The 13,643-nt window shown below is 43.8% G+C and carries 11 protein-coding genes; 2 read left to right on the top strand and 9 right to left on the bottom strand.

Annotated features, from left to right (window positions below):
- Window position 1: 1 nt before the first annotated feature.
- From NSS66_RS17830 to NSS66_RS17815, 4 genes are all read right to left on the bottom strand, one after another.
- Entirely contained in the window at window positions 2–1,585 is a 1,584-nt protein-coding gene (locus NSS66_RS17830; protein ID WP_068941396.1) for an amidohydrolase, read from the bottom strand.
- Between the two features lie 135 nt (window positions 1,586–1,720).
- Window positions 1,721–2,434 (bottom strand): GntR family transcriptional regulator, encoded by a 714-nt coding sequence (locus tag NSS66_RS17825; protein WP_023986973.1) that lies wholly within the window; start codon window positions 2,432–2,434, stop codon window positions 1,721–1,723.
- A 96-nt stretch (window positions 2,435–2,530) separates the two neighbouring features.
- Window positions 2,531–3,343 carry a PfkB family carbohydrate kinase gene (locus tag NSS66_RS17820; RefSeq protein ID WP_068941394.1) on the bottom strand — a complete coding sequence of 271 codons (813 nt, stop codon included), beginning with the start codon at window positions 3,341–3,343 and terminating at the stop codon, window positions 2,531–2,533.
- Between the two features lie 28 nt (window positions 3,344–3,371).
- Window positions 3,372–4,340, bottom strand: coding sequence for an SIS domain-containing protein (locus tag NSS66_RS17815; RefSeq protein WP_023986971.1), 969 nt, complete (start codon window positions 4,338–4,340; stop codon window positions 3,372–3,374).
- A gap of 316 nt (window positions 4,341–4,656) precedes the next feature.
- On the opposite strand from NSS66_RS17815, the gene NSS66_RS17810 reads away from it, so the two are divergent.
- Window positions 4,657–5,289 (top strand): LysE family transporter, encoded by a 633-nt coding sequence (locus tag NSS66_RS17810; protein ID WP_023986970.1) that lies wholly within the window; start codon window positions 4,657–4,659, stop codon window positions 5,287–5,289.
- Window positions 5,290–5,309: 20 nt separating this feature from the next.
- On the opposite strand, the gene NSS66_RS17805 is transcribed toward NSS66_RS17810, so the two are convergent.
- Both NSS66_RS17805 and NSS66_RS17800 read right to left on the bottom strand, forming a co-directional pair.
- Window positions 5,310–6,647 carry an amino acid permease gene (locus NSS66_RS17805; RefSeq protein WP_023986969.1) on the bottom strand — a complete coding sequence of 446 codons (1,338 nt, stop codon included), beginning with the start codon at window positions 6,645–6,647 and terminating at the stop codon, window positions 5,310–5,312.
- 207 nt (window positions 6,648–6,854) lie between these two features.
- Window positions 6,855–7,289 carry a hypothetical protein gene (locus NSS66_RS17800; RefSeq protein WP_023986968.1) on the bottom strand — a complete coding sequence of 145 codons (435 nt, stop codon included), beginning with the start codon at window positions 7,287–7,289 and terminating at the stop codon, window positions 6,855–6,857.
- A 291-nt stretch (window positions 7,290–7,580) separates the two neighbouring features.
- On the opposite strand from NSS66_RS17800, the gene NSS66_RS17795 reads away from it, so the two are divergent.
- On the top strand, window positions 7,581–8,045 hold the full coding sequence (locus NSS66_RS17795; RefSeq protein ID WP_013369372.1) for a MarR family winged helix-turn-helix transcriptional regulator: 465 nt from the start codon (window positions 7,581–7,583) through the stop codon (window positions 8,043–8,045).
- Between the two features lie 175 nt (window positions 8,046–8,220).
- On the opposite strand, the gene NSS66_RS17790 is transcribed toward NSS66_RS17795, so the two are convergent.
- The 3 genes from NSS66_RS17790 to NSS66_RS17780 all read right to left on the bottom strand — a co-directional run bounded on the left by NSS66_RS17790 (window position 8,221) and on the right by NSS66_RS17780 (window position 13,543).
- The gene (locus NSS66_RS17790; protein WP_340959483.1) at window positions 8,221–9,813 is read right to left on the bottom strand and encodes a glycoside hydrolase family 32 protein; all 1,593 of its coding nucleotides are present in this window, start codon (window positions 9,811–9,813) and stop codon (window positions 8,221–8,223) included.
- Between the two features lie 106 nt (window positions 9,814–9,919).
- Window positions 9,920–11,419, bottom strand: coding sequence for a glycoside hydrolase family 68 protein (locus NSS66_RS17785; RefSeq protein WP_023986966.1), 1,500 nt, complete (start codon window positions 11,417–11,419; stop codon window positions 9,920–9,922).
- Between the two features lie 609 nt (window positions 11,420–12,028).
- Window positions 12,029–13,543 carry an MDR family MFS transporter gene (locus tag NSS66_RS17780; RefSeq protein ID WP_340959510.1) on the bottom strand — a complete coding sequence of 505 codons (1,515 nt, stop codon included), beginning with the start codon at window positions 13,541–13,543 and terminating at the stop codon, window positions 12,029–12,031.
- Between the last annotated feature and the right edge of the window lie 100 nt (window positions 13,544–13,643).

Raw genomic sequence — 13,643 nt, 5'->3', positions numbered from 1 at the left:
TTTATCCCTCATTCCAAGAATGGTTATACGTAACCTTCCCTCCCATAATGGTCAATATCACTTGGGCGTCCCTGATGTCACCAGCGGATGCGTTAAGGAGGTCGCGATCAAAAACGGCGATGTCAGCATATTTTCCAGCCTCTAGCGTGCCTGTAACCTCTTCCATATAACAATGTTTGGCTCCATTAATGGTCCATGCCTTTAAAACTTCGGATGGCGGCATCCCCCGATCGGGATACCAGCCTCCAGCAGGTGATCCGTCCGGAAATAACCGATGAGAAGCTGAGTACAGTGAATCGGGAACACTCGTGATAAATAAGGGCAGATCAGTCCCAATGGTTATTGGCACATTAGCCTCCAGCATAGATTTATAATTATAAAACCGATTTTCATTACCTTTGCCTACCACAACAGGCATATAGGCCTCTTCATAGGTTGGATTCAGTAGCAGGATTTGAGCGTAGACTTCGGCAAAAATTTCGTTTTCGCCCATTCTGATCAGATCATCTGGATGAGGATACTCTAGATCACTGATAGAATGTCTGATAAGGTTATTACCTTGTTGTTCGCGGCATTTTTCAATCATGGATACCGCTTGGCGAATCGCAGCATCACCTTCTGCAGTTAGGCAGCATTTGATACCTTGGCTGTCTGCTTCCAGCACAGAGGCTTCAATCTTTTTGTAGTCAACCGTCCTCAAAGTCGTTACTCCGGGCATATCTGCGTAAGGTTCCAGCATGTCCCCCGTATGATCTGCTACGACACCGTCAAGCATCAGCTTGTATCCTTGGAAACGAATAAGGTCTCCATTATAAAGTGCTTTATACTTCATACCGGTGGCAATATCAAGCGATTCAACAACGGGTTCAAGCGAGAAATGAAATCGGAGTGGCAGTTCCCCTGTTTCTTTCAATTCTTCTAGAATCGGCAGCAACTCGCTATGCCGGTCAAAGCCAATATCTTTTATGGAAGTAACTCCTCGTGCAGCTAGTATGCGGCAAAACTCCATAAACTCTTGTTTGACAAGACTGTGGTCCTGCATCATAGCTTGGAGCAGCAAAGCGCGTGCCTCAGCACTGCATTGATCCGGCAAAAATTGATATTTCTCCTGAGCCAGTCGGTTCATCCAGCAATAGCTTTTATTTAGGTTAATGGCAATTACCGCCCGATCAGGGAATAGCTCGTCCAACAAGCTTTGCTCAGGCAGCTTGCCCCATCCTTCCTCGCTCCACCCGTAAGCGGTTACATCTTTCCCTAGCGGAAGATTGTTTGCCGCTTGTAGCATGAAGTTCACTGCTTCTTCGATCGAGGCTGCATGAGTCAAATCCACGCCCCGATGCATCGACATATATCCGGTAAAAAATACATGGTTGTCATGAACTCCTGGCATGATAAAAGCATCACCCAAATCACAGACAACCGTTCCCGCTCCTATCCAAGCTTGTGCTTCCTCGGGACGCCCCACTGCTGCAATACATTCTCCTCGCAGTGCAATAAACCCAGGTGAGGCTTCATTTTCCAAGCCATTAAAAATAGCATTTGACAGTAAAACTTTGTCCGCTAATGTGTCATTCTTCCCTTGCACAATTTCACCCCCTCATTATTTATCCGCCCTATAACATAACGTAATATAACGTTATAATATTGCTTCTGCTTCTCTTATGAAGTGGAAGCAGAAGCTGCGCCGTACCTGAATAACATTACCTAACAGGCAACGGATTTATATTGAGAATTGATAACGGTCTCCAATGATGTACTGCTTACCTACATGAACGGGGCTTCCATGCTGATCATAAATAATCGTATGCATGTAGAACAACGCCTGTCCGATGGCCGTCTCCAGCAGCTTTGCTTGGTATTCATCCGCCAAAGCGATTTGTAATATCGTCTCTCCCGGTTGGTTAGGATCGATGCTGTATTTATGACGCAGCAGTTCGTATACAGAGCCCTCCAACTGTTCTTCCATTAGAAAAGAAAATCGGTCATAAGGATAAAAGTTATTCTCCAGCATGAGCGGTCGATCACCGGCGTATCTCTTGCGCTGAATAAATAACACTTTTTCTCCTTGTGGCAGCTGCAACTGATGTGCAATTTTCTCATCTGCTTCTATGATTTCACGTTCTGTGACCACACTGTGTGAAGAGAGGCCGTTGGATTTGCAGGCAGCTGTAAAGCTGATAATATGTTCAATCTTCCGCCCAATTTTGGGTACATTGACAAAGGTACCTTTTCCTTGACGTTTGGTCAGATAACCTTCATGAACCAATTCGGCAATTGCTTTTCTTACGGTAATTCGACTTACATTGTAGGTCTCGCTTAGCTCAGTTTCGGTCGGTATACGACTTCCCTGCGTAAATGTTCCATTATGAATAGCGGTTTTGACTGCTTTTTGTAATTGAATATATAATGGCTCTGCTTGGTCTGAATTCAACATAATGTGCCCTCACTTGTCATATAACGTTATATTACTCCCACTTAGAGTATCAAATGTTACATATTCTTACAAGTGAAGATATTTGAAAATAATTTTTTAGTAGCAGACGCCGTATCCGAAAGAACCTTCTACCAGACAGCTCTGGGCGGCAACCCTCGAGCCTTCTGCCATAGCGTCCTGAATGTTGCTATTTTTTAAAAAACTCAGTAAAAAGGCGGTTATATAAGAGTCTCCTGCCCCCATCGTATCCACAGCGTCAACGGAATCAGGCATTTGAAAATAGAACTTAGTACCATCATAGGCAATAGACCTATCTCCACCGCGTGTGGCTACCAGGATTTGCCCCTCTTTTTTTCGATTGGAGCGGATATAGTTCTGTGTCTCTTCATCCGTCATATGGCTGCAAGAGAAGAAAGCGAAATCGGCATACGCAATATATTTCTCCACTTGTGCATCTACGAAATCATCCGAAAAGTCAAAAGAAAGAGGGATTCCCAGCGTCTCCAATTCAGGCAGCAAGTGCCCTGTATGACTGTACAAGCCGGTGTGTATAAGGTCGAACCCGCCAACATAGGCCTTGTCTTCTTCACTCAGCTCCAGCGGATGGAGACGTGTAACTCCTCCCTCATTGCTGCCCAGAAATACTCTGTCTCCGTCTTCCAGGGTTACACGTGCGCAGCCGTTCTCACCGCTGTGATATCTGCACCGTGAAATGTCAATTTCCAGCTCACGGAGAATGTGTTCTACATGCTGCGCTTCGTTATCATCTCCGAATACTCCTATAAAGGCTGCATCTACTCCCGCTTTTTTGGCAAATACACTGAAATTAAGCGCATTGCCGCCAGGATACATCATGCGCAGATGAACATATTTATCTACCACATTATCGCCAATGCCTAGAACTTTCATGATGGTTTCCTCCTGTTGGTAAGAGCGCTTAGTAAGCTACTTTGCCCATATAACGGCGAGTTTCCAGTGGGTGATTGCGTACATTTGCGAGTGCTTCACGATAAACACATACAATGCTGTAAAATAAAACCGGGTTAAAAAACTCGACGACCTCGTCGGCAATGGTTCCGATTCCAAGCTCCTTCGCATCGATCACTTCCACTTTCTCGGCATATTGACTCAGGAAAGTCCGTGCCCGCTCATCCAGTGCCCGTGTGCGTCCTTCGTTGATCATCAGAATAAATGGAGTTTCTTTATCCGTTACTTCAAACGGACCGTGGAAAAATTCACCGGAATGGATTGAAGCCGCATGGAGCCATTGCATTTCCATCAGAGAACAGATAGCAAATCCGTAGGCATGTCCATAAGAAGCTCCGCTAGTCAGAATATAGAAGAGATCTTCATTGCGATATTTGTCAGCGAATACACTGGCACGCGGTTCAACTTGTATTTTTGCCCGGTTAATAATTCCATTGATTGCTCCCAAGCCGTTCTGGAAAGCTTGATAATGCACATAGCCTTCAGCGATTTGAAGCAGCTCAACAGTAAGCTCTAAAATAATAGCCATAGGGTTATTTTTGACATCGCTCTCATCTCCCCATTCGTAGATGAATGAATAATCGGAATAATTGAGCAGTGTCGCTTCACTATTGTGGGTTAAGCCGATGGTGTAAGCGCCTTTCTCTTTGGCTGATTTAGCAGCCGCAACCGATTCCGGCGTGTTTCCACCATGGGAGCAAACGATGACTACTGCGTTTTTACCTAAACGTTTTGGCAGCGCGTGCACAAACTCATTCGCCGTATACATGCCTGCTACCAGCTTCTTTGCTTCACTATCCAGAAAATATTTTGAGGGATACATATCGACTAATGAGCCCCCGCAGGCTACTAAATAAACCTCTGAAATCTTCCCACTCGCTTGTTCATAAATCGTTTGAACCGTCTGATGTACATTCATTGTTATCTCTCCCTTTTATATAACGTTATATAACGTATTGTTTACGAGATAAATATAAGCGCTTTCAATAAAAGTGTCAAGCCCAATTATTCGATCAAATAGACTTTTTTTATAACCTGTCATTAAAAAGCTCTAATCCTTTTATGTAAGGGATTAGAGCTCCTTTTTTAGTTTTAATTCATTGATAGTGGTTGGCAATATCGAGGCTACTCCTGCAATATACGTACAAAATAATGGTCTTACAGATGGGTTTGTCCGAATAAACTAATATAGACAAATACATAACATCCAATAATACTCAAGGAGGAAAAAGGACATTAATACGTTTATCAGTTATATTTTTCTTGGTTTGTCACTTTCCGCTCCCATTGGACCGATTAATGCCGCACAGTTGGATCGAGGTATTAAGAATGGGTTTTGGCACGCCTGGTTTATCGGGCTTGGTGCAATAACCGCAGATATAATCTATATGTTGCTTGTCTATTTGGGAATGATCCACCTTCTTAATGCCCCGTTTGTCAAAGCTTTTTTATGGATGTTTGGTTTTTTCGTGCTTGTGTATACAGGTCTTGAAAGTATTAAAAATGCTGGCGTGATTTCAGAATCTGAATTAAGGGGAAATGGTAATACCCTAACCAACTCATTTCTAGCGGGTTTCCTGATGTCATTATTCAATCCCCTCTCCATCCTGTTCTGGCTTGGGATTTACGGGTCCATACTCGCAAACGTCGCTAATTCATATCCAGTACAACAGCTAATGATCTTTAGCGGAGCGATTGTATTAGGTGTGTTACTCTGGGATGTGACTATGGCAGCCGCTTCAAGTATTTTCCGTAGGTTTCTAAAAACCGGATTGCTTAAAACCATCTCTTGGATGTCTGGATTATCTCTTATCGGTTTTGGCTTTTATTTTGGTGTACAAGCATTTCAATTACTTTTTTTACGCTAACTCTTGGCTTCTTGGCAAAATTACCGAGATACCTTCGTGTGTTTTCGGCGAACCCATTGTACGATAAGGTCACATATTGCAATTAACAAGACAAGCAATAAGCTGATGTAAACTCCCGGGCGGCTAAGCTTATGAAAAAATGATCCGACCACAGCCATAGCTATCAACAATAATCCAATCCAACGTTTAATATGGTTTGATCTACTCGATTCCAGTAGCTTACCTGAAGACAGCAAAATAAAGCACCAATTATACAACAGCATTAAACCCGCTGCAGTAGTGATATATTCATATACTTTTCCCGGTAGTAGCAACGACATTACGATGGCTGAGATTAATCCAACGGAGATCAAACTAAGTGCATATAGAGGATATTTACCCTTCCACTTCCGTGAAAATAATGTGGGTGCATCTCCTTCCTGTGCGAGTGTAATCATCATAGATGTCTCTGCATATAGAGATGCTGTCATTGTTGAGAACCCTGCAATAATAAGCACTCCATTAAATAAATGAGGCATAAAAACCAGATGATCGCTGCTGAGCGCAAGCACAAAAGGACTTTCTTTCGGGTTAAAGGCACTTAATGGCACCATAGACACAGCCAGACCAATCGAAAGCACATACACTGCAACCAGTGTAACCAGCATTACTTTTCCTGCTTTAGGTGCATCCTCCGGTTTTTGAAGCCGATTTGACATAATTCCGAGCACTTCAATACCTCCGTATGCATAAAAGGCAAAAATAAAAGATGACCACAATCCTATACCGCCGGTAGGGAAAAACTCTTTGTAACTGTTGGGGAGCTTTGGATTATATTTTCCTCCTCCGATCCAGCCTGCCAAAAGAGCAACGGCCAAGACCAGAAACATAACAATAGCTGCCATCTTAATGATGGCCAATACATTTTCAACTCGATCAAAACCCTTATTGCCAAAAAAAACAATCACAAGCCCTAAAATCCCGAAGCCTGCCGCAAAGATCCACATCGGTACCTGAGGAAACCAAAAACGTGAGAATATAGACAACGCAGTTAACTGGCTCCCATTAATAAGGAGTTCCGAAAACCAATATACCCAGCCACTGCCGAATCCTGCCCAACTTCCAAATGCTTTTTGGGCATAGGAACGGAAGGAACCCTGTTCAGGATGATCTGCCGTCATTCGCGAAAGAGCATCAAACACTACATATGTTCCAACCGCTGCCAAAAAGTATGCAATCAGTACGGCTGGACCGCCAATAGAAATCGCTAAGCCGGACCCCAGAAAATATCCTGTACCGATAGTACCTGCAACTCCTAACAAGCTAAGTTGCCACCATTTTAGTTTTTGTTCTTTTTGCATATCAGACGGTTTGTCCATTTAAAAAATCACCCTACTCCTGAATTTTGAGACAGATCTCTCCATTCTTTAGATTGCCCTCTCCAATATATTTCATGTGAATGAATGACTCTTCTTTATCAATAAAAAAGCACCAGCTAACCCGCTCAAGGTTTACTGGTGCTTTTTACTTCACAAAACATTTGGAACATAAACAACCGCCTAATCGACATAGCGTCATCATTTGGGTCAAATATGGATGCTTCCAGAAAATCCATCCACTTCGTCTTCCGGTTGTTGATCAGAGCTGACGTTGTGCTCCCCAGTTGTGTTGCTGTACGTTCGAGAGGAACCGTTTTTATACGCTTCACTCCAATCCTCGTTGATCGTGTGCGCCGGGATAATCCAGTCCTCCGGGCTATAACCTGGATTTTGTACACCGACATTTCCTTGCAGATCGGGAATTGCATCCGGTCTAGAGAAAAGAGTTCCTACCTCAATCATACTTCCTTCATAGGCTTGGCAAATCTCCAATGCAGACAGCACATCCTGGTTCTCAATATGAACACTGAGACCTGTGTCACCATTTGTGCTGGCGGAGTATCCAATTTCCTTTAATGTTTCACAGGCTTGGGTGGCTTGCTGCGGATCACGAAATTGAAAACGGAAAGAACCCGTATCCATGTGTTTCATCCTCCTCTGAAGTAGCTTATTTTGTTAATTGGGGTTCATTAGGTTAGGTATGTTATTTTTAATATAACCAACCGGAACAGTATTTTTACATTCAAAACCTTTATTTTTCAAAAATTTACTTTAAAGCTTTGAAATTAAATAGTTAAAAAAGCAGCTACTGTGACAAATCGCATGTTTTCGCTACGTAAATCCCTTTATGCTAGTAACAAGGGTATGGTTGCCCGGTCATCCGAGCCGAGCGGTCAAAGGATGCCCAAATCCATACATAAAGGCGGAATGAAGATGATAGATTACCGAACATTGGTGACACAGCAATCTATGCATTTGTATAGCGTGTTTGCCAAGTCATTCAAAAGTGTAAACGAACATGCGGTTGCTGGCATCAAAACGGTGGGCTTCAACCCAACGGCCTTCGCCGTGATGGAAGTTTTATATCACAAGGGCGCGCAGCCAATCCAACAAATTGGAGCAAAGCTGCTTCTGCAAAGCGGAAATGTCACTTATGTTATTGACAAGCTGGAAAGCCGCGGTTATTTGCACCGTCACCCGTGCGACCAAGATCGTCGGATTATATATGCAGAATTGACGGACGAAGGACAACGTGTCATGGACGAAATTTATCCTGATTATACACGTCAGATTGAACGTGCCTTTAGCGGAATCAGTGAAACCGAAAGAGATCAACTCATCGGCTTGCTCAAAAAATTGGGCCGTAGCGCTGATAACCTGTCACCTTATCACAAATAGAACGAATAGTAATTTTAGCAACTGATCGTTTGTGAATAAACGAACAATCTTATAGCTGTGCTAAACAAAAATTTAGATTTACACAGAAAAGTCCACCCTTATATTCATGGGTGGACTTTTCATATACCTGAATAGAGCGAAATATGCCCAAGCTTACGAGCAGCATAAGTACCTGCTATCGACTAAAATGTTTGACCACTACATTATTAAAAATTGCTGGACCGCCATCGGAAAACAGAGTGATTTTCTGATCCTCTAACCGTGGAAATATTAAAGAGGAATAAGCTACTTCTCCACCATCGACAAACACTTCAATACTGGTTTTATCGACGAGAATGTTCAGGTGTACCTTTTTCTTATCGGGATCAAATGGCGCCTTGCTCTCTACATATTTTCCACTCTGATCCGGCTGCCCAGTGTTCGCTCTGTTTACGTAAGAGTATTGACCTTCCACTGAGACACCCACATCGACATGACGCTTGCCATCCGTCGACTCTCGAAGCCTCAATCCTACATTTTTAATCGTGGACCAAGATACATCCGCCTCTAGCTGATAGGCATCGCCTGCTACTGGAAGCCGGTGAGCACCCTCTACTTTAATCGTTCCTAATGATTTTTTGGATGTTTGGAATCGCTCCAAATTGGGTACCGGCTGTGAAACCAATCGATATCCAGCATCTGCCGTATGTTTCAGTCGAATTTGGCGAACAATCGAATCCATTCCATTAAAGCCTTCCTTTAGGGTAGGCGTGTTATTGGCATAATCCCAATTGTTCATCCAGGCCAGAGCATAACGGTGACTATATTTATCTTTGTCTTTTCCTTCCTCGAACGTAACTGCACCATACCAGTCAAACCCATAATCCAGCCACTCAGGTTCACTGTGATCAGGGAGAAATGCTTCTCCATTAAAATCTCCCGTCCAATAGGCATACGTGTTGGGCCCGCCTGTTGATTTGCTATTGGCGCTCACGCCTAGAATCCATTGATAGGTTCCATCATCCGCACGCATCCGGTAAAGGTCAGGACACTCCACAAGCCCGATATTTTCCGTTTGAAAGCCACTCGTATACCGCCAATTCTTTAAATTATCAGACTCATAAAAGCCAATCTTTGTTCCCTCTGCCATGACCATCACCCATTGATTACGTTGAGTATCTCGGATGATTTTGGGATCTCTGAAGTCCTTTGTACCTGGGTTGGACATCACAGGCTTGTTGCGGTAAGAAGTAAACGTCTTGCCTTTGTCCTTACTGTACCACAAAAATTGTTCCTGCTTTCCGCCATCTGCGGAGGGCTGCGTCACAATGGCTACTAGAGTGCCTTTTCCAAAACCCGCGGTATTATTAACATCGATCACGACCGAACCGGACCAAGGATCTCCATTCGGGTTCGTATATTTGGGAATCGCCACCCCTTCATCTTTCCAATGTACCAGGTCGGTTGATGTGGCATGTCGCCATTCTGTACCGTTCTTTTTGGGATAGTCACGATTATATAAATAGTAATAATGATATTTTCCATCAAAATAAATGGGCCGTTGAGGATCATTCTTCCACTTATCCGGAACAGTAAAATGATAGGATGCCCGATAGGTCGGTGTTGTATGCTTACTTTGATTAGCTTGATTTTTGGGAATTGCAGCAGGTTTTTGGGGTTTGGCTACATCCTGTTGGTACATACTCCATCCCATAGCTATAAATATAGTTAAGCCTGTGATGATTACAACGGATCGTATCCAAATGCTCTTGGGAGCTTTTTTTCTCATTATGACGATCCTCCTTACCTCTCATTGCATTGTTATGTATCGTCCGACGGACGGCAGATCGGTAAGCTACCAAACCGCCGCCTTCGGACATACTGCATATACCTACTTATTTCTTCCCATACTCATTTGGAGATTCTTTTTTGTCATTCGTTGGATCAACCGTGATTTGCCCTTGCTCCAAAATACCGTTTTTCACAACAGACGTTTTCGAGCCTTTAATATTCAGCAGGAAGCTTGGCGCGAAAGTAGATTTGTGATCCGGGAAAAGCCCTCGATTAGTCATATAACTCGAAACGACTACGTTATTGCCTTTGCCTTGCGGGATAGCAAAATGGGCATACGTCCAGGTAATATCATCACGATCCAGATCCTGATGAAGAACGAGACCGGTTCCATTCAACGGTTTATAAGGCCCTGTCAAGGAAGTAGAAACATAACCCAGCATGTAAATATCATCGTCTCCGATCGCATCTACAGTCACCTTGGAACCTCTCGTACTCGTAAATAAATACCACAAACCGTTCATTTTGAACACATTCGCCCGTTCAATTTCATCTGTTACCAGATTGGAAGCAATCAAAGGAGGCATTACATTTTTCAACGTATAATCATCATTCAATTCAACGATGCCCAGTGCGCCGTTCGCCAGCTCAGCTCCTTTTTTCTTAGGACTTTGCTGCAGATTAGAAAGCTCTTCCCTGAAGAATTTCTTATTGCCGCCATAATAAGCTGAGTTTTGAAGCGAATCTTCGCCTTGGTAGCCTGTCTCTGTCCCTGTATTGGCTTCAAATATAATATATTTGTGGCCTTGATCCTCGACATAGTGAGGGTCTCTAAACGTATGGTTATCCATATCCACTCCGACGCTTTGCTGCACATTTTGATAGGTTTTCCCATCTCCACCGTCATAGATCGATTTCAAATCCTCGACTCCATCTACTTTCAGTGTCTTATCATCAGGCTGAGAGACATTAATTTGAGCCGTGCTCAAGGTTTGCTTGCCGTATAATTTGTTATTCGGATCATAGGGCTGTCTGCTGGTATAAAATAAACGTACTTGTCCATCAGAGGTTAAGGTAGCTGAACCTGACCATTCTTCTGACTGATTTTTTAGAATCGGATCGTTGGCAAGCAATTTATCATTGTCTTTAAATACTCTGCCGGCATTTTTCCAGCCGCTCAGTGAAGTATTGCCCGCTTTTTGATAGAACAGGTATATGAATGTATCCTCGCCTCTTTTAGGATCGCCTGCCAATCCAAAAACGATATTATACCCTTTGTAATTGGCTACTGTGCCATCGGCATTTTGTAACGGCCAAGAGTCCCAGACATCGAAATCAATTAGCTTGCCTGAGCTGTCGCGACCAATAGCAGAAGGAATATTCTTAATTGTAGACGCATCGAAGGACGGAACCTCATATTTTTCTTTGCCTTGCTGTTTGAAAATATTCAGCATGTCATTACGCGTAATTTGGGTAAATGCATTGTCTGTTTTGAGATCAGATGCATCATTTTCCTCGGCAAAAGCCTGAACGCCGCCTCCTAACAGCAAGGTAGTTGCTACTGTTGCAGTGGCTGCTTTACTGAACCATTTGTTAAACTTCAAGTACTCCATCTCCCTTAATCTAATTATGCTTCTAGATTTGAAACCCAACTTTTTGGTTGGTAGGGCCATTTTATATGGTATGTCAAACGATTGATATAGACTGAAAAGCCCTATTATGTGAGGTAAGCAAACAGGTGCCTCTTGAATTTCATCCTCATATTTTCCTAGTAATTTTCTGAAAATTCCTACATTTTTCATTTTTATTACATTCAGAAAAATTTGCTACTTGATTTTTTTCCGTGTCCCATTTTGCTAGGTTGGTTGCTTCATTCACATGCAAAATCGTTCTAAAATAAATCATACAAAGCCCGATTTGTAAGCGGGTTCAAAAAAATGGTTCCTTAGTACCCTACAGCTCAATTCAGAAACATATTTTTTGTTACAATTTCTTAAGACTTTTTTACCATTTTGTTACCTATACCCTATGAATATATAGCAACTCTAGGGGGTTTTTATCTCCTTTTTGTATACTGGGGAATTTATCGGTCCTATACGAGGTGGCTATTTTGCTGAATCAGTAGGAGGAGAGACCATTGCATAAAGAGACAGCCCGGACCCTTATTTGGTGTACCGGACTGTCTCTTTATCATGAAAGATTTATATTATTTTTTATGCATGTTCTCTTTGTGGTGTCTTTACGCGCTGATCTGCCTCTTCTTCAGTGCCCGGCGGACGGTTCCGCAGTCCGAGGACGACAAACCAGCTAATAACCGCAATAACGACCATGATAACGAACAGAGAATGCAGACTGTTTTCCAATACAGAACGAAGTAATCCGGCAACCTTGTCACTTAGACTCTGTGAAGCATGAGGTGCAAGCAGACCGTTAATATCCTCCTGCGTTACCCCTTGCTGTGTAAGCTGTCCGTCTGCTGTCTGGGCAGCAATGCGATAATTCAGCCATGAACCGAAGGCTGCAACCCCGATCGTTTGCCCCAACGTGCGCAGGAATGTATTCAAAGCTGTAGACGCGCCACGCAACTGGAACCCGACCGAGGACTGGGCAATAATCGTAAACACAGTCATCGAGAAGCCAAACCCCAGTCCATACAACAATGTAGACAGGAACAGCAGCCAGATCGGAGCCGTTTGGCCCATCAAGGTCATGACGAAAGCCCCCAAAACAATCAGGGTCAGCCCAATCAAAGAGGTTCGACGTGAGCCCAGGGTCAGCAAAATGCGTCCTCCGATCATGGAGCCAAATAGCCAGCCTACGGACATTGGAGCCAGCGCGAGACCAGATGAAGCGGCATCTTCACCGTGTACACCTTGAATCCATAGTGGAAGATAGCTAGTCAGTCCGATCAGCAGGGTGCTGACTAACAGTGCTGCGGCACAGGAAAAAGCGATATCCCGTATCCGAAATAGCTTTAGTGGCACCATCGGTTCCTGAGCGCGTTTTTCGATAACCAAAAACAGAATCAGGAACAAAATGGCTACGGCAGCCAAGGCCAACAATTCAGGAGAAGCCCAGCCGATATACTGCCCGCCCAGTGCCAATACGAGCAAGAGGGCCGTCATCCCGATGGTAAAGGTAACCGCTCCCGGCACGTCGATACGCGCAGTACGCTTGCTTACCTGTTCCCGCAAGTAACGGGCGATGAAGAACATAGCCAGCAATCCAAAGGGAACGTTAAAACCGAAAATCCACTCCCAGCCAAAATAGGTAACCACATAACCACCCAAGAGAGGCCCGATCAGGGAAGAAATCCCCCATACGGAGCTAATCATGCCTTGGACTTTGCCGCGTTCCTCCATTTTGTAGATATCACCGATGATGGTAAAAGTAACAGGAATGACACCACCCGCACCAATACCCTGAATGGCCCGGTAGATAATAAGTTGCTCCATACTACCAGCCAGCATACAAAGCAAAGAGCCAAGTACAAACAACGAACAGCCGATTAAAAATATGGGTTTTCGGCCAAACAAATCGCTAAGCTTGCCGAAAATGGGTGTGGTCACAGCCATAGTCAGCAAATATGCCGTAAAAATCCAACTGAGCAAATTCACGCTGCCCAGCTCGCTAACAATCGTCGGTCCCGCCGGACCGATAACCGTTCCTTCAATTGCGGCCAGAAAAGTGGCCAATAGAACACCTGTCAGCACGAGTCCGCGCTTCATGGGTTTATCGTTTGCCAAGCAAATCACAAATCCTTCCCTTATAAAAACTGTGTTGTATCTGTGCGCGGTTTGCCTTTCCAGATTGGATTATTACCCGCAC

The organism is Paenibacillus sp. FSL R10-2748, from assembly GCF_038005565.1.
Lineage (GTDB): Bacteria > Bacillota > Bacilli > Paenibacillales > Paenibacillaceae > Paenibacillus > Paenibacillus polymyxa_B.
Note: the sequence above shows the minus strand (reverse complement) of the source record. Positions and strands in the feature narration are given on the sequence as shown.